This window comes from Lentzea sp. NPDC004782, from assembly GCF_040609115.1.
Classification (GTDB): domain Bacteria; phylum Actinomycetota; class Actinomycetes; order Mycobacteriales; family Pseudonocardiaceae; genus Lentzea.
Map to the genome: position 1 here is coordinate 77,485 of NZ_JBEXJN010000008.1, position 20,894 is coordinate 98,378.

Consider the following 20,894-nt stretch of genomic DNA (forward strand, 5'->3'; position numbering starts at 1 on the left):
GCTCAAGGGATTACTCGTCCTTCGGTTCTTCGCCGATGACGGACTGCACCACCATGCGCTCGTCACCGAACACGTCATCGGAGTCGACGCCGTACTTGCGCACGTGCTCGCCGTCCTCCTCGTCCTCACCCTTGGCCGTACCGGCCGCAGGCGACATGAGCGACCCGGACCCCTTACCGCCGGCACCACCCCTGCCCGCAGCACCGCTCCGGTTGGCCGCCTCAGGCCCAACGCCGGTCGCACCACCAGGCGTCATCGCGCCGCCCTTGCCGGGCACCCCGCCCCTGCCTGCCGCGCCACCCTTGCCCTCACCGATCGTGCTCGGCGCGCCCTTCGGCCCGTTGGGGGCGATGGGAGTCTTCGGCGCCTGACTCGGACCGCGGCCGCCGCCCACCACCTGGGCACCCTTGGCGGTGCCGGCCGCGCCTGCCAGGCCCGTTGCGGCGGCGCCCGCGGCGGCCAGGCCGATCGGGACCGGCGAGCCGAACGGCTTGGGCAGACCTGGGCCCGTTGCGAGCGGGGTGGGGTTGTTGCCTGGGAGCACGCCAGTGGTGTTGCCGGGGATGCTCGGGGTCGGGCCCACCGGCACGCCAGGGGTGCCGGGCGTGCCCGGGGTGCCGGGCATTCCTGGGAAGCCAGGGGTGCCGTGGATGCCGGGGGTGCCGGTCTGAGGCATGCCGACGGGAGGTCCGACCGGCGTGCTGACGGCCGCGCTGGCAACGACGATGTCCGGGGCCTTGTCGGGCGCGCGGAAGCCGTCGAGGGAGCCCTGGCTGTTCGAGACATAGCCGTTGAGGCTGTCGATGGCCTGCTGACGCGCCCGATTGGTCGCCTCCACCTCGGCCGCGTGATCAGTCTCGATGCCGATGAGACTCGCGCCCTTGTCGAGCAGGCTCTTCTCAGAGTCGCGACGCAGATCCTGCTCCGGCGGAGTGCTGTAGCGAGCGAGGCTGGTGCTCTCGCCCTGCTGCGCGATGGCCTGAGAGTTCTGGTTCGACGCCTGACGGCTGTCATCGGCGCCAGCGGCGACGACCTGCGTCGTGTCGTGGCTCTTCTCGGCGGCAGCACCACCCCACTCGATCTTGAGTTCCTTGAGCTGTGCCCGGATCGTCTGATCGATGAACTCAAGAGAGTTGGCAAGCGTGCGCAACGCCTCGGACGCCTCGCTGAACTGCGTTGCGATGGTGCTGCCGGAAAGCTTCTTGACCTCGTCGGCGAGTTGCTGGTTGGACCAACCGTCGAAGTTCCAGTCATTGAGCTGCCGATAACCCGACATGGCTCCCCCTCACTTCAATGTCTTGAGCGTCGAGAGCGCGAGACCAGCGGCCTTCTCAGCCTTCCCGCACAGTACGGCCTGGTCCTTCTCCTTAGTGGTCGTCGGGATGTAGCTGACCATCAACTGTTGCCCTTCAGCGACATCGATCGCCGCTGAACAGTCGAACCCGGAACCACCCTTGAGCTTCACCTGTACCGCACCGTAATCGCCGACCTTGATCACCGTTGCGTCAACGTTGCCGCCGCCCTGAAGCCAGTACGAAACACCTTTGTGAGTCACAGCACCGACCTGATAGCTGAAGCCGCCGTCACTCCCGTAGTCGCAGCTGGGCGACTCCTGTCCGTTCACCAGGGGCAGTTTCACCGGATCAGTCGAAACAACGCTGATCTGCTTCATCTGATCCGCGGTCAACAGCTTGCAGGTGTCCACCGAATCCAACCTGAGAGCCTGCGGCCGCTCCGGCAGCTTGTTGGAAGAATCGTTTCCAGACGAGCCGGTTGACGGCGGAGCAGGAGTGGGATTCCCCTTCTCTCCACTGGTGGTACAAGCCGAAACAGCCGCCGCGAAGACCGCCACTGCAGCAAGCTTTGATATACGCATCGTTACTCTTTCGACTTGCTGAAAACGGCTTTGACCTCATCATCGGTGAATCCGTACTGCTGCGCCGACGCCTTCAGCTGGTCGGAGAGGTTTCGCAGCTTCTCCATGTAGAGAGTGATCCTGTTGGCATACGAATCTTCGTGAAAAACCAGCCGGTCGTTCCAAGCCTTGACGACATCGTCAGTGACCTGATCCTCACTGGAGGGGATCCGCAGCTTGGGAACGTTTTTCGTGTACGCCCCCTCCAACAGGCCGAGCTGGTCGTGGATGACCTTGCCGGCCTTCAGCACGGTGTCTTTGTCGACGTGGAAGTGCTGGGTAGACGGACCCGAGGAGATTCTGTCCATGATCGACGACGCGGCCTTGAATGTCGCGACCGCCCCCGCGACGGCACCCCCGGCCAGCCCAGCAGCGGCACCGAGAACGGCATCCGCCCCCGCGTTCTCCTGTGTCACGACGTCCTACCCCCGTACGGTTGGTAACGGTTCGGTCCCGCTTCGCAGGCTACCAACGCCTGCGTAAGACGTACCTGTGGTTGGACGAAGACCACCCCACGTTGGTTCCGCGTCACTCTCAGTTCCGTTTCCGCTGGCGCAACCCACCGATTCCGGTAGCTTCCGCGACTTGAGGGGAGGAACACACACGACCGCCTGGGGGACACGTGCACGGGCCACAGCCGCCGCAACAGCCGTATCAACTGCCCTATCCGTATCAGCAGTACCCGCAGCAACAGCTGCCGCCGCCGAGGAAAAGGCGCACCGGGTTGATCATCACGGCGGTCTTCGGGGCGCTGGTTCTGCTCGGTGGAGGTGTCACCGCAGCAATCCTGATCAAGGGTGCCAGCGGGCCCCAGCCGGTCGTGGGGCAGGAACCTGGGCCTGTGGACGCCGCGGTGATCGCGCAGAAGGTCGGGGAGGTCACCAAGTATGGCGACGTGGCCGTGTTCGACGCCTGCACCGTCATGCCCGCGACGTTGCTCGAAGAGCTGGGCTTCCGGGACGCCGCGCACGGCTGGCACAACCAGACCTACCTGGCCCGATCGGTGCCTGCGGCTGAGGCCACCGTCAAGGACGAACTCGCTCCGATCTCGGTCTGCATGTACGAACCGATGCTTGAGAACCGGATCGAGCGAATCTCCATCGCCATCTACCAGCGGCCGTTCAGCAGCCTGCTGCCCGCGGACTACGCGGTGAAGGGCGACACTCTCCTCACCGTCGGAGGCCTCAAGACCGTGTTGTCGAGAGGGTCGAAGCCGGACAGCTTCGATGCCCGCATCACGACCAGCGACGGCTGGGCTCAGGCCATCGTCGGCGCCTCGGCCATGGCCGACAACAAGGAGATCACCGACCACAAGGCCACCTTCATGAAGCTGGTCGAGCAGGTCGCGCAGAACCTCACCAAGGGGCCGCAAGGCCTGACGACCCACGTGCACACCGGCCGGTACGAGAAGGTGCCGAACGCCTGCGACGTCCTGAGCGCTGAACTGTTCGAGGAGCTCACCCAGAGCAAGGACTCCGGCATCGTGGAAGCGGAGTTCCACGAACGGGAGGGCGTGGAGAAGTTCGTCAACGACAAGAACGAGACTCATTACTACTACTCGAACCAACAGGACTGCAGGCGGCTCTCGCCCGAGTGGTACAACGCCAAGTCGCGCAGCAACGGCAAGGCGTTGAAGGTCGAGCTGCGGACGTACCGGGACACCGACATGGCGGTCCGGAACGCACAGGACTGCAATCCCAACTCACCGTCGAGCAAGATGTTCGGCGAACCAGTGCTGACGGACGAGAAGATCGGGGACTTCGCGACGTGCAGCTACCTGGTGGGTGGTGGCAGTCCGACCATGTCCTTCGTCGCCGGGCGGACGCAGGTCAGGCTCACCGGGGACGGCAACTGGGCTCCAAAAGACGCGAAGACGTACAACGAGGTCTTCGCCCCCATTGCCAAGCGGATGGTCGACGAGGTGCGCAAGGCGATCGGATAGGGCACAGGAAGTCGGGTGCGCCGGCAGCGAAGCCCATAGCGTTGTGGACGTGCTGGAACGACTCAACGAAGCCATGGCCCGCATCGAGGCAGACCTCGGCGGCGAGGTCGACGTCAAGGCGCTCGCGCGGATCGCGGGCACCAGTGAGTACCACCTGCGCCGGTTGTTCAGTGCGCTCGCGGGCATGCCGCTCAGCGAGTACGTGAGGCGCAGGCGGCTCACGAAGGCGGCCAGTGAGGTCCTCAGTGGACAGGACTCGCTGCTCGACATCGCCACGCGGTGGGGGTACGGGTCCAACGAGGCCTTCGCGCGGGCGTTCCGGGCCATGCACGGCGTTGGGCCGCAGGAGGCCCGCGCGAGCAGGAAAGCGTTGCGGTCGCAGCAGATTCTCACGTTCAGGCTGGTTGTCGAGGGGAGTACGAGCATGGAGTACCGGATCGTGAACAAGGAGGCGTTCAAGGTGGTCGGGCTGGGGACGCGGGTGCCGTTGGTGCATCTGGGGATGAACCCCGCGATCGTCGAGTTCGTGAAGGGCGTCGGCATGCCGACGTTGGAGCGGATCAAGGCGATGAGCGACGGGGAGCCGGAGGGGATGCTCGCGCTCACGTACAACCAGGAGGGGGTCGAGGAAGGGGATCAGCTCGACTACTTCCAGGGGGTGGTGACGAGCCGGGAGGCGCCCGAGGACTTGGAGACCGTCGAAGTGCCTGGGCACACGTGGGCCGTGTTCACCACGCAGGGGCCTTATCCCGAGACGATTCAGCACATGTGGCGGGACGTGTACGCGCAGTGGTTCCCGTCCAACAGCTACCAGAGCGTTGAGGGGCCGTCGATGCTGCGCACGCGGATCGACGGCGACCAGGCCGAAGCGGAGTTGTGGATTCCCGTCACCAGCTGAGGGCGAGGCGTTCGATCACGTCTCGCAGTTCGAGCACGGACAGCCACGAGGACGGAATGGCGGCGACGCCGTCTCGGGCGCCCAGGATGTTGCCGCAGATCGAACCGGTTGAGTCCGAGTCGCCGGAGTGGTTCACGGCGATGCGCACCGCGTCAGCGAAATCCGCGCCGACCAGTGCGGCGTGCAGGCCGATGGCCAGGGCCTCTTCGCCCACCCAGCCTCCGCCCAGTTCGGACTCGATCTCTTCCGGGGTGAGCGGGCCGAGACCGCCCATCACCTTGTCCAGCAACGAGGTCTGCTCCTCGTGGCCGTCCCAGCGGACCAGCTCGGCTCGGGCCACGGCCACGGCGGACGGCAGGTCCGCACCGCCGAGCAGCTGCCGGACGATCACGGCCAGGACGCCTGCCGACAGGTAGCCGCTCGGGTGGTGGTGGGTCATCTGGGCGGTGCCGACGGCGAGGGTGAAGACCTCGCGGACGTCGCTGGACCACACGGCGACGGGGGCGGCGCGCATCACGCCGCCGCAGCCCTTCGAGTTGTTCTTCTCGTTGTGCTTCAACGCGGTGATGCACGTGTGGCCCGGCGCCCGCCGTGAGTGCAGGCGCTGGTCCGCCATCAGCCAGCCGTCGGAGGCGACCGGTGGGCCGCCCTGCGTGTGCAGCCAGCGCGCGTAGGCGGCCCGCACGGTCAGCAACGGGTCGACGCCGTGCTCACGCGCCAGAAGCAGGCCCTCCAGCGTGAACAGCACCATCTGGGTGTCGTCGGTGATCTCCAACGTGGGCAGGTCGACGACGCCGTCAGGGCCGTACTGGCGGCGGATCACGTCGATCGACGAGAACTCGATCGGTGCGCCGAGGCCGTCACCGACGGCCCCGCCCAGCACGCAGCCCAGCAGGCTCATGGCACCGTGATCTGGCCGTCGATCGCCTTCGACGCGATGTCCGAACGGTGGTGCGAGCCGGTGAGGTGGATGTCCGCGATGCGCTTGTAGGCGCGCTCGCGGGCCTTCGACAGCGACTTGCCGGTGCCCACGACCGACAGCACGCGGCCGCCGGCGGAGACCACGGCGCCGTCCTCGCGGCGGCGGGTGCCGGCGTGCAGCACGCCTTCGGCCTCGGATCCGGTGATCACGTCGCCCGTGCGCGGGCGGCCGGGGTAGCCCTCGGCGGCCACGACGACGGTCACCGCGTAGCCGTTCTCCCACTCCAGCGCCGGGAGTGAAGCCAACGTCCCGTTGGCCGCGGCGAGGAACAGCGAGGAGATCGGCGACTTCAGCAGGGCGAGCACGGACTGCGTCTCCGGGTCGCCGAAGCGGCAGTTGAACTCGATCACCTGCACGCCGGAGGACGTCAGCGCCAGACCCGCGTACAGCAGGCCGACGAACGGTGTCTCCCGCGCGCGCAGCTCGTCGACGACCGGCTGCACGCAACGCGAAACAATCTCGTCGACCAGGCCCTCGGGGGCCCACGGCAGCGGCGCGTAAGCGCCCATGCCACCAGTGTTCGGGCCGTGGTCTCCGTCACCCACGCGCTTGAAGTCCTGCGCCGGGATCAGCGGCACGACCGAAACACCGTCGGTGACGCAGAACAGCGACACCTCCGGACCGTCCAGGAAGGACTCCAGCAGCACCGGGTGCCCGTCGTCGAGCAACGTCATCGCGTGTGCACGGGCGGCGGCCAGGTCGGACGTCACGACGACGCCCTTGCCCGCGGCCAGCCCGTCGTCCTTCACGACCCACGTCGGGCCGAAACGCGCGAGAGCGGCGTCCAGGCGGGCCGGGTTGTCCACGACCTCGCTGTGGGCGGTCGGCACGCCCGCCGCGTTCATGACGTCCTTCGCGAACGCCTTGGAGCCCTCGATCCGCGCGGCGGCGCGCGAAGGCCCGAAGCAGGGGATTCCGAGGTCTCGGACCGCGTCGGCGGCCCCGACGACCAGCGGTTGTTCGGGGCCGATGACGACGAGGTCGGCCTTCCACTCCTTCGCGAGGGTGGCGACGGCCGAGGCATCTGCGACGTCCACGCCGTAGATCTCGGCGTGCCCGGCGATGCCCGCGTTGCCCGGCGCGCACGCCAAAGCAGTCAGTTGCGGATCGCGCGACAACGCGAGGACAAGGGCATGCTCACGGGCTCCAGACCCGATGACCAGGACGCGCACGATGCCCCAGCGTAGTTCAGCCGAGCGCCTGCTTCGCTCCAGGGTGCAGCGGGACCGGGTCGGACGCCGCCGCCTTGTCGCGGGAGATGTCCTTCACGGCCGGGTGGACCTTCTCCAGGTCAGCCTTCCTGTCGAAGATCAGCTTCGTGATGGCGCACGCGTTCGGGGCCGGGAAGTCCTCGCGCACGAGCAGCAGGTTCGGTACGACGATCGTCGCAACGTCCGAGGTGCCGTACGTCGCAGCCGGGATCTTCCCGCTGTCGTAGACCGAACTGATCTTCTTCATCGCCGGCAGCAACGGGCTGATGTCGACGAACTTGACCTTGTCCTTCAGCGACGTCGTGATGTCCGTGATCTGCGGCGTCGGCAGCCCGCCCGACCAGATGAGGCCGTCGATGCTGCCGTCCTTCATCCCGTCGGCGGTCTTGGTCAGGTCCAGCCGCTGGGCCGAGACGTCGGAGTCGATGTCGAGCCCCGCCGACTTCAGCAACCGGCCGGCGATCACCTCGGTGCCGGACTTCGGCGACCCCGTGGAGATCCGCTTGCCCTTCATGTCCGCTATCGAGTTGATGCCGGAGTCGGCGCGGACGAGCACCTGCGTGTAGTTCGGGTAGATCCGGGTCAGCGCCGCGATCTTCTCCTTCTTGCCGTTGAACGCACCGGTGCCGTTCACCGCGTCCGCGGCCGTGTCGGCCAGCGAGAACGCGATGTCGTACGTGCCGGAGACGAGCTGCTGGATGTTCTGCACGGACGCGCCGGTCTCGGCGGAGGACGCCTTCAGCTTCGTGTGGTCGGAGATCAGCTTCGCCAGGCCTCCGCCGACCACGAAGTACACGCCACCGGAGTTGCCGGTCGCGATGGTGATCCGGCCGTCGGACGCCTCGCACGACGTGCCACCGCCCGACGCGTCCGGGGTCGTGGGCGTGCGTTTTCCGCCACACCCGGAAACCACGAGCGCCAGTGCGATGGCGCCGATCGCGTACTTACGCAGCATCACGAACCCTCCCACGAGTGACCAGGTGGACCGCGACGGCCGCCACGAGGAACCCGACCCCGATCGCGATCGTCAACGGCTGCAGGTAGAGCAGGAACAACGCGGCCGGCACGCACAGCAGGCGTTCCGGCCAGCGCGCGGGGCCGAACAACCAGCCGCCCGTCAGCACCGCGAGGGCGGCCACCCCCAGAGCGGACGCGCCGGACGTCCACAACGAGTCCAGCAACGGCCCGCGCAACAACAGCGAGGAACCGGCGTCGGTCAGCACGAACGCCAGCGGCACCAGGAACGCCGGCAGCGTGTACTTCCACGTCTGCCACATCGTCTTCATCACGTCGCCGCCGGTCAGCGCTGCCGCGGCCACGGCGGCGAGCGCGGTCGGCGGCGTCACCTCGGACAGCACCGCGTAGTAGAAGATGAACATCGCGGTCTCGGCCGGCTCCACGCCCAGTGTGATCAACGCCGGCCCGATGACGACCCACGAGATGATGAACGACGCCGTCACCGGCACGGCCAGCCCGAGCACCGACACCGCCACGGCCGCGAACACCGCCGTCAGCATCAAGACGACCACCGGTGACGACGACACCGCCGACGCCAGGTCCACCAGTGAGCCCGCAAGCGCTTGCCCCAGCCCGGTCTTGGTGATCGTCGACGTGACCACACCCGCGGCCGCGCACACCGCGATCACCGGCAACGCCGAACGCACCCCGATCGACAGGGCGTCCGCGATCAGCCGGAACCAGTCGCGCCGGTGGTTGACCAACGCGAACAACGCCGCCACGCCCGTCGCGTACACGACCGCGCGGTAGACCGGGATGTCCAGCGCCAGGAAGACGATGATGATCCCGAGCGACAGGAAGTGGTACCAGCCGAGCTTCAGCACGTGCCGGAACCGCGGCGCGTCGACGTCCACCGGCCGGGCCCCGAACCGCCGCGCGTCCGCCTCCACGGCCAGCGCGATGCCCAGGTAGTACAGCAGCGTCGGGATGATCGCCCAGATCAGCACCGACAGGTACGACACCTCCAGGTACTCGGCGATGATGAACGCCGCCGCGCCCAGGGTGGGCGGCGACAGGATCGCCCCGATGCCGGACGCGGCGAGCAGGCCGCCCGCGTTCTCCCTGGGATAACCGGCTTTCTGCAGCATCGGCCACGTCACCGCGCCCAGCGACACGGTGGTCGCGGTCCCGGAACCGGAGACGGTCCCGAGCAGGAACCCCGCGGTGGCGGCCGTGCGGCCGGGAGCCGTCCGCGACTTGCGGAAGGCGGCGAAGCTGACGTCGACGAAGAACTTCCCGGCACCGGACGCGTTCAGCACGGCGCCGTAGATCGTGAACAGCACGATGTAGGTCGCGGCGACGTCGAGCGGCGTCCCGTAGAACCCGCTGAAGTCGTTGAAGAACCCGTTGATGATCTGCGCGTAGTCGACGCCGGAGTGCGAGATCGACCACGACGGCGGCAGGAACCCGCCGTAGTAGGCGTAGGCGATGAACGCCAGGCACACCACCGGAAGCACCCATCCGGTCGTGCGCCGGCACGCCTCCAGGATCAGCACGAGCAACACCGAGCCCGCGAGCACGTCCAGCGCGGTCAGCTGCCCCTGCCGGTTCAGGAACTCGTCGAAGCCCCCGAACAGCGGGTACGCGCCGGCGACGAACGCCACCAGCGCCAGCACCCAGTCCCACCACGGCGGCGCGTGCCCGCGGCCGTACGACAGGAACACCAGCGGCAGCGTCACCGCCAGGAAGATGATCAGGTAGTACTGGCTTCCCTTGGCGAACGGGAAGAACACCTGCTTCAGCACCAGGAACGCGATCAGCAGACCGGCGATCCACAGCGCTCGCTCCCACCTGGGCGAGAGCGAACGCGACGGCATCTCCTCGTCGTGCTCCGCGACGATGCGGGCTAGATCGGGGCTGGCCACCAACCGAACGTACTGTGGTCGCGATCACAGCAGCAGGGGGTTGATCCGAAGAGATTGCAAAGACTCGGACAGCGCTCCTCACGTGCGAGGAGGTCATGCCGCCGGTCTTTACGCAGAATGAGCGCATGGTCGGGCCTGAACTGCTGCTGTTGTTGCTCGGGGCGCTGGTCGTCACGTCCATCGCCCGCCGGTTCAACTGGCCGGCTCCGCTGGTGCTGGTCGCCGTCGGGCTCGTGGTCTCGTTCATACCGGGCGTGCCGGAGTTCGAGCTGGACCCGCACCTGATCCTGGTCCTGGTGCTGCCGCCGCTGCTCTACAGCGCCGCGCTGGACAGCTCGTACCTGAACATCCGCGCGAACCTGCGGCCGATCGGCCTGCTCGCGGTCGGGCTGGTGCTGTTCACGACGCTCGTGGTCGGCGTCACGGCGAAGCTGGTGTTCCCGGACCTCCCGTTCGCCGCCGCGCTGGTCCTCGGGGCGGTCGTGGCGCCACCGGACGCCGTCGCGGCGGTCGCGATCGGGCGCAAGCTCGGTCTGCAGCGCCGGGCGATGACGCTGCTGGTCGGCGAGAGCCTGATCAACGACGCCACGGCGCTGACCGCGTTCAAGGTCGCGGTGGCGGCCACGGTCGGCGCGGCGATGCACCCGCTCGCGGGCGTCGGCATGTTCGTGCTGGTCACGGTGGGTGGAATCGCGATCGGGCTGGTCGTCGGCGTGGCGGTCCGGTTCCTGCGCAAGCGGCTCTGCGAGGGCGTGCTGGAGAGCGCGCTGGGCCTGCTCGTGCCGTTCGGCGCCTACCTGCTCGCCGAGGAGGGCCCGCACCTGCTGTTCCACGACGTCCAGTTCTCCGGCGTGCTCGCGGTCGTCGTCGCGGGCCTCTACGTCGGCCACCACTCGCCGCGCGGCACCTACACGACCCGCCTGCAGGACGCGGCGGTGTGGCGGTCGGTGGACGTGCTGCTGGAGTCGTTCGTCTTCGCGCTCATCGGGCTGCAGCTGTCGACGATCGTCAGCGACGTCAACTTGAACAGCGGTCTGCTGCTGGGCGCGGGTGCCGTGCTGCTGGCGACGATCCTCGCGCGGTTCGTCTGGATGTACCCGGCCACGTACATCCCGAGGTACCTGTCCAAGGGCATACGGGAACGGGAACGCCGGCCGCATCCAGGCCAGGTGACGGTGATCGCGTGGGCGGGCATGCGCGGTGTGGTGACCCTGGCCGCTGCCGCCGCGATCCCGCAGGAGGTTCCCGGCCGCGACATCATCGTGTTCTGCGCTTTCGTGGTCACGGTCGCGACGTTGTTGCTGCAGGGCACGACGTTGCCTTGGGTGATCGACAAGATCGGCTTCGCGGGCGACGACGCGCGTCAGGACGCCCTGGCCGAGGCGCAGGTGCAGCACCGGGCCGCGCAGGCCGCCGTGACGAGGCTCGACGAGGAGATCGGCGAGGTGCCCGACCACGTGCGGGACCAGCTGCGTTCCCTGGCCGAGCACCGGGGCAACGCCGCGTGGGAACGGCTCGGGCGCCAGGACGAGGAGAGCCCGGCGGCCGCGTACCGGAGGCTGCGCCGGCTGATGCTGAGCGCGGAGCGTGACGAGTTCGTCAGGGCGCGGGACCACGGCGAGATCGACGACGAGGTGCTCTTCCGGGTGCTGCGGGAGCTGGACTTGGAGGAAGCCGCCCTGTCACGTGAATAGACGCTGCCCCTTGAGCAACCGTTCACCTGCATTTCGTGTTGCGATGCTTGGGTGCGCTCTCAACACGAACTGGGAGGTCGAACGATGCATCGGAGAGTTCTCGCCGCCGTGGTCCTCGTCTTCGCGGGTGCGGTGGTGGCAACCCTGCCCTCCGCCTCCGCGCACGACGACAAGGGCCCGATCGTCATCGGGCACCGCGGCGCGTCGGCGTACCGGCCCGAGCACACGCTCGCGTCCTACGAGCTCGCCGCCCGCCTGGGCGCCGACTACGTCGAGCCGGACCTGGTGTCCACGAAGGACGGTCAGCTGGTCGCGCGGCACGAGAACGAGATCGGCGGCACCACCGACGTCGCGACGAAGCCGGAGTTCTCCGACCGCAAGAAGACCAAGGTCGTCGACGGCACGACGATCACCGGCTGGTTCACCGAGGACTTCACGCTCGCCGAGCTGAAGACGTTGCGCGCCAAGGAACGCATCCCCGCGATCCGCCCGCGCAACACGCTCTACGACGGCCGCTTCCAGGTGCCGACGCTGCAGGAGATCATCGACCTCACCAGGCGCCTGTCCCGCGAGCTGCACCGCGAGATCGGCATCTACCCGGAGACCAAGCACCCGACGTACTTCCAGTCGATCGGCCTCGCGCTGGAACCGAAGCTCGTCGACGTGCTGAACCGCAACGGCCTCAACCGGCGGGGTGCCAAGGTGTTCGTGCAGTCGTTCGAGGTGGCGAACCTCAAGCAGCTGAACAAGTCCCTGCGCGTGCCGCTGATCCAGCTGGTCAACGGTTCGGGCGCGCCGTACGACTTCGTCGTCGCCGGTGACAAGCGCACCTACGCCGACCTGGTCACGCCCGCGGGTCTGCGCGAGGTCAGGTCGTACGCGGACGGCGTCGGCGTCACCAAGGACCTGATCATCCCGCGGGACGCCGCCGGTTTCCTCAAGCCGCCGACCACGCTCGTCCCGGACGCGCACAAGGTCGGTCTGGCCGTGCACGCCTGGACGTTCCGCAACGAGAACTCGTTCCTGCCGGCGGACTTCCGGTCCTCGACCGACCCGGCCGCGTACGGCCGGGCCTTCGAGGAGTACGACGTGTTCTTCAAGACCGGTCTCGACGGCCTGTTCGCGGACAACCCCGACACGGCCATCGAGGCCGAGGTCAAGCGCTGAGCACCAGCGTGCGGTCGCTGCCGAGCAACCCGCGTTGCGCGAGCAGCGGCCGCACGCCCTCGCCGAACCAGTAGGCCTCCTCCAGGTGCGGGTAGCCGGAGAGGACGAACTCGCTGATCCCGATGGAGTGGTACTCCTCGATCAGGTCCGCGACCTCGGAGTGCGAACCCACCAACGCCGTTCCCGCACCACCGCGCACCAGCCCGACGCCCGCCCACAGGTTCGGGTAGATCTCCAGGCCGCGCACGCCACGGCTGAGATCACCGCCGTGCAACGCGAGCATCCGTTGCTGGCCAACGGATTCCGACGCGCGGAGCTGTTCCTGCGCCTTCGCCACGGCAGCCGGGTCCAGCGCGTCGAGCAGGCGGGCCGCCGCCTCCCAGGCCTCGGCCGAGGTGTCCCGGCTGATCGTGTGCAGCCGGATGCCGAACCGGATCGGGCGATCCGTGAGCGCCCGCACCCGTTCGATCTTCGCGGCCACGTCCGCCGGCGGTTCGCCCCACGTCAGGTAGACGTCGGCGTTGCGTGCCGCCACCGGCAGCGCCGCGTCCGACGAGCCGCCGAAGTAGATCGGCGGCACCGGGTCCGGCGCGGCCAGCACGGTCGCGTCCCGCACCTGGTAGTGCTCGCCGTGGAACGAGTACGGCTTCCCGGTCCAGATCCCGCGCACGACCTGCAGGAACTCGTCGGTGCGCGCGTACCGCTGGTCGTGGTCGAGCCAGTCGCCGAACCGTTGCTGCTCAACGGAATCGCCACCGGTCACGACGTTCAGCAACAACCGGCCACGCGAGATCCGCTGGTAGGTCGAGGCCATCTGCGCGGCCAGCGTCGGCGAGAGCACGCCCGGCCGGAACGCCACCAGGAACTTCAGCTTCGTGGTCTGCGCGATCAACGCGGACGTGGTCAGCCACGCGTCCTCGCACCACGTTCCGGTCGGCGTGAGCACGCCGGTGAACCCGACCTGCTCGGCCGTGCGCGCGATCTGCGCCAGGTAGTCGATGTCCGGCTCACGACGCGCCCCGGCCGCGGGTGCGCGCTGGGCGTGGAAGTGCTCCACGACCGTGCGCCCGTCGCCGGACGTCGGCAGGAACCAGTGCAGCGTGACGCTCATGTCAGATCTCCCTGGAACCTCGTGTCGACGAACTTCGCGAAGTCGACCTCGCCCGGCAACGTCTTCTCCTCGGTGAACGCGTCGGCGAGCTCCTGCTCGGAGGAGACCAGCGTGTCGTCGATCTTCACCGGCAGGTCGCCGTTGCGGTTGACCGCGACCAGCGCGACCTCGTACTTCAGCCCCGTTTCCGCCGCCCACGCCTTCGCCCACTCCTCGCGGTGCGTGTCGGCCCACTTCTGCGCCTTGTAGTAGCGGACGAGGTACTCCTTGAGCGCCGGGGTCTTCCCCTTGTCGTCCAGCGCCTTGCGGCCCGCGACCTGGAAGCCGTACCCGTTCGCCCTGCCCCGGCCGTCGGCCAGCACGCGGGCCTTGGCCTCCTGCTGCGCCTGCGCGGTGTAGGGGTCCCAGACCGCCCACGCGTCGACCTTGCCCTGTGTGAACGCGCTGTACGCGTCGGAGGGCTGCAGGAAGTTCAGCGTCACGTCCTTGGTCGTGAGACCGGCCGCGCGCAACGTCAGCAGCACCTGGCCGTGCGCCGAGCTGCCCTTGGCCACCGCGATGTTCTTGCCCTTCAGGTCCGAGACGCTGTGCAGGGGCGAGTTCTCCGGCACCAGAATCGCGTCCGCCTCGACATCGCCCTTCGACGCACCGACCGCGGCGATCTTGGCGTTCGCGGCGGCGGCGAAGATCGGCGGTGTGTTGCCGACACCACCGACGTCGATCGCACCGGCGGACGCGGCCTCCAGCAGCGGCGGGCCGGAGGTGAACGTCGACCACTCGATCTTGTACGGGAAGTCCTTCAGCAGACCCGCGGCCGTCAGCAACGCCTTCGCGCCGCCCTTCTGGTCACCGACCTTCAGCACGACGTCACCGGCCGGGGTGTCCTGCGCGGTCGCCGAGCACCCGGTGGTGAGCAGGATCGCGGAGAGCAGACCGAGCCAGTTTCTGCGCCAGTTGCGGCTAGGCAGCTGTTTCAACATCCACTCCCAGGTCGGCGAGCACGCGGGTGCGTTGCTCCACAACGGAGGCCCGGCGGCGCGGGCGGGGCAGGTCGACGTGGTGCGTGGCGACGATCCGGCCCTCGTCGAGCACGAGGATCCGGTCGGCCAGCAGCAACGCCTCGTCGACGTCGTGGGTCACCAGCAGCACGGCCGGCCGGTGCCGGACCCACAGGTCCTCCACCAGGTGGTGCATGGCGAGCCTGGTCAACGCGTCCAGCGCGCCGAACGGCTCGTCCAGCAGCAGCACGTCGGGTTCGCGGACCAACGCCCGTGCGAGCGAGACCCGTTGCGCCTCACCACCGGACAACGTCAGCGGCCACGCGTCTGCGTGATCGGGCAGCCGCACTTCCTCCAGGGCCTTGAGCGCGACCGCGCGCCCGTCCGGCCTGTGCAGGCCCAGCGCGATGTTCCGCCAGACCTTGCGCCACGGCAACAACCGCGGCTGCTGGAACGCGATCGACACCGTGCCGGGAACCGTCGCGGTGCCCTCGATCTCGCGGTCGAGGCCCGCCAGGATCCGCAGCAACGTCGACTTGCCGCAGCCGCTGCGGCCGAGCAGCGCCACGAACTCACCCGGCGCGATCTCCAGGTCGATCCCGTTCAGCACGGTCCGCGGCCCGAAAGCCTTGCGCAAACCACGAATGCTCACCGCACTCGCCATCGCAGCACCCTCCTCTCCAGCAGCCGCACCAGCGCATCGGTCGTGAGGCCGAGCAGCGCGTAGACCACGAGGCCGACGACCACGACGTCGGTGCGGAGGAACTCACGGGCGTTGTTGATCAGGAAGCCGAGCCCGGCGTCGGCGTTGACCTGCTCGCCGACGATCAGCGACAGCCACGCGGTGCCGAGCGCGATCCGCAGTCCCACCAGGGTCTGCGGCACGGCGGACGGCAGCACGACGTGCACGATCCGCTCGATCCGGCGGTAGCCCAGGACCTTCGCCGCTTCGACCAGGCCGGGATCGGTCTGCCGGATGCCCGCGTGCAGGTTGAGGTAGAGCGGGAACGCCACACCGGCCGCGACCAGCGCCAGCTTGGGTTCCTCGCCGATGCCGAACCACAGGATGAACAACGGGATCAGGCCGAGGTGCGGAAGCGTCCGCACCATCTGGACGGGCGGGTCGAGCAACGTTTCGCCCCACCGGGAAAGGCCGGAAACCAGCCCCAAAGCCACACCGATGACACCACCGATGAGGAATCCGAAGAAAACGCGCGAGATTGAAACCGCGAACGCCTCGCCCAATTGGCCGTTGGCGACGAGCTCACCGGCGGACTGCGCGACGGTGCTGGGCGAAGCCAGCTTGTCGGCTGGCAGCACCCCGGTGGAGCTGGCCAGTTGCCACAGCAGGACCAACGCGATCGGGCTGATCCAACGCAGTGGCAGCTTCAGTTTTCGCGCCCGTTGCGGCGGCGCGACTTTCAGTCGCGCGGCCACCCCGGCCATGGACAAGGTCATGGTCTGGAGTACAGGCGAGCCCAGAGCGCGAGTCAACGACGCCCAAATCGTGAAAATGCGTCGTAGTTCGAGATAATCGGTTTCCGGGTGGTTTCCCACCAACGGCCGAGTGACAGCGCGGTATCCGACGATCACCATTCGGACATGAACGAGGGGGAGAGATCCGGGGTGCCCTCAGGCACCACGCTGAGGTTCGCGTCGCTCGTGCTGCTGACGATCGCGACCACGCTGTTCGTCTTCGGGCAGTACGCGAACCTGACGGCGGACAACGAGCGCTGCCAGGTGAGCTCCGGGCTGTACCTGACCAAGACCTACTTCGCCGATCCGGACGACTCGAAGTGGGACGCCTATCGGGCGTGCCTGGCCCAGACCGCTCTTCCCCACGCGTTGTGGCTCTTCGGCGGTCTCGTGCTGCTCTTCGCGGTCAGTCTCCTGATCTACCTCGTCCGCCCGCTGTGGCGCATCCGCATGCGAAAGCTGGTGCCCGCGCCGGAAGAGCTGCACGAGACCCTCTCGGAGCTCGCCGCGCAGGCCGGTCTCCCGCACACGACGTTCCTGCTCGACCCGGCCAGCGTGCGAGCAGGGGGTGCCGCGTTCGGCAACCACCGGCGCAAGTACGTCGTGCTGAACGCCGGCATGCTCGCGCTGCACCGGACCGATCGGCCGACGTTCCGCGCCATCGTTCTGCACGAGCTCGCGCACGTCCGGTCCGACGTCACGATCACGTACGCGACACTCGCGCTCTGGCGGGCGTTCGTGGTCGTGGTGCTCGCGCCCTTTCTGGTCACCAGGGCCAGGTCCCTGCAAGACGCCGAAACGGCCGGTCTGGTCGCGCGGCTCACAGCGCTGGCGGTGCTGGTGTTCCTCGCCCGCGTCGCCGTGCTGAGGGCCAGGGAACAGCACGCCGACGCCTTCGTGGCGCGGTGGACCGGGTCCGCGGAGCCGTACCGCGTGCTCGCACCCTCCCGGTGGTGGCGCCGCTGGTTCGGCCTGCACCCGGTGCCGGCCGCCAGGTCCGCGGCGATGCGCGACCCCGACTCGTTGCTGCGACCGGGTTTCTGGGAGGTGTTGGGCTGCACGGCTGCGTTGCAGCTCGCGTGGTGGCACACCCGCGCCGCACTGCAGGTGCTGACCTGGTACCGCGCGGACAACCAGTCGTTCCTCGTCCTGCGCGCCGGCTGGGCGGTCCTGATCACCGCGCTGATCGGACTGATCGCGTGGCGCGGCGCCGCGTTCGGGGCCAGGCGCGGGGTGTTCGCGTGGGCCGGTCTCGCCCTCGGTCTCGGCCTGGTGCTCGGCGACCGGTTGGACGGCTACAACTTCGACCCCGTCGCGGTGCTCGTCGTGATCGCTTGGGCGGTCCTCGTCGGCACGGCCGTGCTCGTGACCATGTGGGCCGGGTACTGCGCCACGCTCGTGCGCACCCGTTGGCACGGCTGGTTTCTCGGACTCTCCACCGCGGTCGTGACCTTCACGCTGCTGGGCGGGTTTTCCGAGGTCCGCTTCGCCACGGCGACGTGGCGCGACCTCCTCGGACCGGCACTGGAGACCCTTCGCGGCCCGAGTCCGTCTCTTGTGGACGTTGTCGTGGTCCCTTTTCTGCTGAACTCCAACCGGGTGCTGACCGTCGTGTCACTCGCCCTCGTCTGGCTCGTGCCGCTCATGCTGCGCCGCGAGTTCCCCAGGGCCGCCGCGGTGTCCGGTGCGGCGGGAGGTGTGCTCGCGGTCGCCGTCGTCATACTGCTCCGCACCGGCACGGACCCGTTGACCAGCACGGTCCGGCAGGTCGTGGCGGTGGTGATCGTTCAGTTCGTCGTGGTGCTCGTGGCTTCCCGGTGGGTGGACCGGGTCGGCGCGTTGCTCGTGGCGTGGCTGATCGGGTTGGTCGCGACCGGTGCGATCTGGCTGACGCACCTGCAGGGCGGTGCGGAGGTCGACAGCGTCCTGGCCACGCGCCCGCACCAGGTGCTGCCGTTGTTCGGCACGCTCGCGGCCCTGGCCGGAAGCCTGTACGCGGTGCGCCGCCCACAACGGCAGGCGCGGCCGTGGGGGCCGATCGGGCTCGCGGTGGTCTCGGTCGCCGTGGCGTCGTGGTGGCCGAAAGCCCCCACCGCCGTGCCACTCCTGGCGCCGGCACCGACGAGCACCCCACCGACGATCTCGTCGTCTCCGCCGGCTCCGGCGACGACAACGACTTCCGCGCCGATTGATCCCGCGCAGGCACTGCGCATCTGGAAGATCGGCGGCGGCCTGGAGCGGCTCGCGGCCGTGGACCAGGCGAACGCCGCGCTGTGGGCCGAGACCAAGCCGGACAACGACACCCGCCTGGAGGCGGCGTGCGCGGCACTGGCCCAGATCGCCGGAGAGGAGTTCCCGCCACCGCCGGACCCGCGGATCGGTGCGATGTGGACGGAGACGTTGCGGTCGTTGAGCAACGGCTCCGAAGCGTGTCTCGGCGCCTACCGGGGCGTGCGGCCGGACGACGGCACGATGGCGCGAGAACTGATCAAGGGCCGTGACCAGCTCGCGGAACTGGTCACGGCCCTTCGGTGAGCTGTCAGCCGAGCACGTCGTGGCGGACGATCGTCTGATCGCGGCCCGGACCCACACCGATCGCCGACACGCGGGCGCCGATGATGCTCTCCAGGTACTCGACGTAGGCCTTGGCGTTGGCCGGCAGCTCGTCGAACTCGCGGCAGTGCGAGATGTCCTCGAACCAGCCCGGCAGCTCCTCGTAGACCGGTACGGCGTGGTGCACGTCGGTCTGCGTCATCGGCATCTCGTCGACGCGGCGACCGTCCACTTCGTACGCGACGCAGACCGGCACCTTCTCCAGGCCCGACAACACGTCCAGCTTGGTGAGGAAGTAGTCGGTGATGCCGTTGACGCGCGAGGCGTAGCGGGCGATCACGGCGTCGAACCAACCGGTGCGGCGCGAGCGCCCGGTGGTGACACCGAACTCGCCGCCCTGCTTGCGGAGGTACTCGCCCATGTCGTCGTTGAGCTCGGTCGGGAACGGGCCGGAGCCGACGCGGGTCGTGTAGGCCTTCAGGATGCCGATCACCGTGCTGATCCGGGTCGGGCCGACGCCGGAGCCGACCGTCGCGCCACCCGAGGTCGGGTTCGAGGACGTGACGAACGGGTAGGTGCCGTGGTCGACGTCGAGCAGGGTGCCCTGCGAGCCCTCCAGCACGACGATCTCGCCGCGGTCGAGCGCCTGGTTGAGCAGCAGGCGGGTGTCGGCGATGCGGTGCACGAAGTGCTGACCGCGCTCCAGCACCTGGTCGACGACCTGGTCCGGGTCGAGCGCCTTGCGGTTGTAGACCTTGACCAGCACCTGGTTCTTGAAGTCCAGGGCCGCCTCGACCTTCTGCCGGAGGATCTTCTCGTCCAGCAGGTCCTGGACGCGCACGCCGACGCGGGCGAGCTTGTCCTGGTAGGCGGGCCCGATGCCGCGGCCGGTGGTGCCGATCTTGGCCTTGCCCAGGTAGCGCTCGGTCACCTTGTCGATGGCCACGTGGTACGGCATGATCAAGTGCGCGTCCGACGAGATCAGCAGGCCGCTGGTGTCGACGCCCTTCTCCTCCAGCCCCGAGAGCTCCTCGAGCAGCACGCCGGGGTCGACCACGACACCGTTGCCGATGACGTTCTTCACACCGGGCGTCAGGATGCCGGACGGGATCAGGTGCAGGGCGAACTTCTGGCCGTCCGGGAGGACCACGGTGTGACCCGCGTTGTTGCCGCCCTGGTAGCGGACGATCCACTGGACACGCTCACCGAGGATGTCGGTGGCCTTGCCCTTGCCCTCATCGCCCCACTGGGCACCGATCAGCACGACGGCCGGCATGTGAAACTCCAAGCGCTTGGACTGGTTCGAGCGAATGCCGGTAAGCGAGGGTAGACCAGGAGATGACCGTGCGCGGAATCGTGTTGGCCTGCGGAAACACGCAGTTGCCAATGATCACTCAACGTGACGGGGTGCAGGTCGTCCCGGCCCGCCCCGGCAAGGACCACGTGGATCAGCACCTGGACGCCGAACGGCTCATCGTCGTGGGCTCGGACGCCGACCTGGCCGCGGTCGCACTGCGGCTGCTGCGCAAGGAAAAGCTCGGTTCGGTGGCACTCGGTTACGTGCCGGTGGGCAAGTCGCCCGTCGCCGCGCTGTGGGGCCTCTCGACGGACCCGGAACGGGCGTTGGACATCGCCCTGAACGGTGACGTAGATCCCGTCCCGTTCGTGCGCGACGACGTCGGCGGCGTCCTCATGGGGCTCGGCGTGTTGTCACCGGTCCGTGGCGTCGGCTACAGCGACGCGGACAACGTCCTGCGCGGCCAGGCGTCGCGGATCGAGTGCACGCCGGACCCGGAAGGCGGCTTGGGCCTCGTGATCCGAATCGTCAACAAGCGGCTGATCGGCTCGCGCGTCCGGGAGAGCCGTCCGCGCGCGTTCCAGCTGGGCTGCCTGCCCACGACGGCGGTTCTGGACGGTCACAAGCACCCGCGGCCGGTCGACAAGTGGACCTGGTACCGCCACACCGAGGACTTGAGGCTCGTTCGAGGCGTCTAGTCGTGCGCTTGTCATTCACTTGAGTGTCACCCAAAGGTATTGCCTAATTCCAGACTGTCACTGAGGGTGT

Annotated in this window: 18 protein-coding genes; 6 read left to right on the forward strand and 12 right to left on the reverse strand. The window is 68.4% G+C overall.

The window, feature by feature from the left end; all coding sequences use genetic code 11:
• Positions 1-10: 10 nt before the first annotated feature.
• From ABZV40_RS09900 to ABZV40_RS09910, 3 genes are read right to left on the reverse strand one after another with little or no spacing between them, the layout of a single operon-like run.
• On the reverse strand, positions 11-1,276 hold the full coding sequence (locus ABZV40_RS09900; RefSeq protein WP_355438092.1) for a hypothetical protein: 1,266 nt from the start codon (positions 1,274-1,276) through the stop codon (positions 11-13).
• A 9-nt stretch (positions 1,277-1,285) separates the two neighbouring features.
• Positions 1,286-1,852, reverse strand: a complete 567-nt coding sequence (locus ABZV40_RS09905; RefSeq protein WP_355438094.1) for a DUF3558 domain-containing protein — start codon at positions 1,850-1,852, stop codon at positions 1,286-1,288.
• Positions 1,853-1,878: 26 nt separating this feature from the next.
• A complete protein-coding gene (locus ABZV40_RS09910) occupies positions 1,879-2,331 on the reverse strand; it encodes a hypothetical protein (protein ID WP_355438096.1) in 453 nt (150 codons plus the stop codon).
• A gap of 206 nt (positions 2,332-2,537) precedes the next feature.
• On the opposite strand from ABZV40_RS09910, the gene ABZV40_RS09915 reads away from it, so the two are divergent.
• A complete protein-coding gene (locus ABZV40_RS09915; protein WP_355438097.1) occupies positions 2,538-3,857 on the forward strand; it encodes a hypothetical protein in 1,320 nt (439 codons plus the stop codon).
• Positions 3,858-3,906: 49 nt separating this feature from the next.
• Entirely contained in the window at positions 3,907-4,755 is an 849-nt protein-coding gene (locus ABZV40_RS09920; protein ID WP_355438099.1) for an AraC family transcriptional regulator, read from the forward strand.
• Here ABZV40_RS09920 and ABZV40_RS09925 read toward each other — a convergent pair.
• Genes ABZV40_RS09925 through ABZV40_RS09940 form a run of 4 tightly spaced genes read right to left on the reverse strand, consistent with a single transcriptional unit; the run spans position 4,745 to position 9,782 of the window.
• Positions 4,745-5,656, reverse strand: a complete 912-nt coding sequence (locus tag ABZV40_RS09925) for an ADP-ribosylglycohydrolase family protein (RefSeq protein ID WP_355438101.1) — start codon at positions 5,654-5,656, stop codon at positions 4,745-4,747. The genes ABZV40_RS09920 and ABZV40_RS09925 overlap by 11 nt on opposite strands.
• A complete protein-coding gene (purD, locus tag ABZV40_RS09930; RefSeq protein ID WP_355438103.1) occupies positions 5,653-6,909 on the reverse strand; it encodes a phosphoribosylamine--glycine ligase in 1,257 nt (418 codons plus the stop codon). The genes ABZV40_RS09925 and purD overlap by 4 nt, the downstream gene beginning before the upstream one ends.
• A gap of 16 nt (positions 6,910-6,925) precedes the next feature.
• On the reverse strand, positions 6,926-7,903 hold the full coding sequence (locus tag ABZV40_RS09935; RefSeq protein ID WP_355438330.1) for a TAXI family TRAP transporter solute-binding subunit: 978 nt from the start codon (positions 7,901-7,903) through the stop codon (positions 6,926-6,928).
• Positions 7,893-9,782 carry a TRAP transporter fused permease subunit gene (locus ABZV40_RS09940; protein ID WP_355438331.1) on the reverse strand — a complete coding sequence of 630 codons (1,890 nt, stop codon included), beginning with the start codon at positions 9,780-9,782 and terminating at the stop codon, positions 7,893-7,895. The genes ABZV40_RS09935 and ABZV40_RS09940 overlap by 11 nt, the downstream gene beginning before the upstream one ends.
• A gap of 173 nt (positions 9,783-9,955) precedes the next feature.
• On the opposite strand from ABZV40_RS09940, the gene ABZV40_RS09945 reads away from it, so the two are divergent.
• On the forward strand, positions 9,956-11,524 hold the full coding sequence (locus ABZV40_RS09945) for a Na+/H+ antiporter (RefSeq protein ID WP_355438105.1): 1,569 nt from the start codon (positions 9,956-9,958) through the stop codon (positions 11,522-11,524).
• A gap of 84 nt (positions 11,525-11,608) precedes the next feature.
• Positions 11,609-12,691 (forward strand): glycerophosphodiester phosphodiesterase, encoded by a 1,083-nt coding sequence (locus ABZV40_RS09950; protein WP_355438107.1) that lies wholly within the window; start codon positions 11,609-11,611, stop codon positions 12,689-12,691.
• Here ABZV40_RS09950 and ABZV40_RS09955 read toward each other — a convergent pair.
• From ABZV40_RS09955 to ABZV40_RS09970, 4 genes are read right to left on the reverse strand one after another with little or no spacing between them, the layout of a single operon-like run.
• On the reverse strand, positions 12,681-13,802 hold the full coding sequence (locus ABZV40_RS09955) for an LLM class flavin-dependent oxidoreductase (RefSeq protein ID WP_355438109.1): 1,122 nt from the start codon (positions 13,800-13,802) through the stop codon (positions 12,681-12,683). The two genes, ABZV40_RS09950 and ABZV40_RS09955, sit on opposite strands and share 11 nt — an antisense overlap.
• Positions 13,799-14,782: an ABC transporter substrate-binding protein gene (locus ABZV40_RS09960; RefSeq protein WP_355438111.1), complete on the reverse strand. Its 984-nt coding sequence runs from the start codon at positions 14,780-14,782 to the stop codon at positions 13,799-13,801. The genes ABZV40_RS09955 and ABZV40_RS09960 overlap by 4 nt, the downstream gene beginning before the upstream one ends.
• Positions 14,763-15,464: an ABC transporter ATP-binding protein gene (locus tag ABZV40_RS09965; RefSeq protein WP_355438113.1), complete on the reverse strand. Its 702-nt coding sequence runs from the start codon at positions 15,462-15,464 to the stop codon at positions 14,763-14,765. Before ABZV40_RS09965 ends, ABZV40_RS09960 begins: the two co-directional genes overlap by 20 nt.
• On the reverse strand, positions 15,449-16,258 hold the full coding sequence (locus ABZV40_RS09970) for an ABC transporter permease subunit (RefSeq protein WP_355438115.1): 810 nt from the start codon (positions 16,256-16,258) through the stop codon (positions 15,449-15,451). The genes ABZV40_RS09965 and ABZV40_RS09970 overlap by 16 nt, the downstream gene beginning before the upstream one ends.
• A 144-nt stretch (positions 16,259-16,402) precedes the next feature.
• On the opposite strand from ABZV40_RS09970, the gene ABZV40_RS09975 reads away from it, so the two are divergent.
• Entirely contained in the window at positions 16,403-18,811 is a 2,409-nt protein-coding gene (locus tag ABZV40_RS09975) for a M48 family metalloprotease (RefSeq protein ID WP_355438117.1), read from the forward strand.
• A gap of 4 nt (positions 18,812-18,815) precedes the next feature.
• Here the strand turns inward: ABZV40_RS09975 and ABZV40_RS09980 are convergent, their stop codons facing one another.
• Complete coding sequence (locus ABZV40_RS09980; protein ID WP_355438119.1) at positions 18,816-20,105, reverse strand: adenylosuccinate synthase; 1,290 nt, start codon at positions 20,103-20,105, stop codon at positions 18,816-18,818.
• Positions 20,106-20,215: 110 nt separating this feature from the next.
• Between ABZV40_RS09980 and ABZV40_RS09985 the strand changes: the two genes are divergently transcribed.
• Positions 20,216-20,824: a hypothetical protein gene (locus ABZV40_RS09985; protein ID WP_355438121.1), complete on the forward strand. Its 609-nt coding sequence runs from the start codon at positions 20,216-20,218 to the stop codon at positions 20,822-20,824.
• Positions 20,825-20,894: the final 70 nt, after the last annotated feature.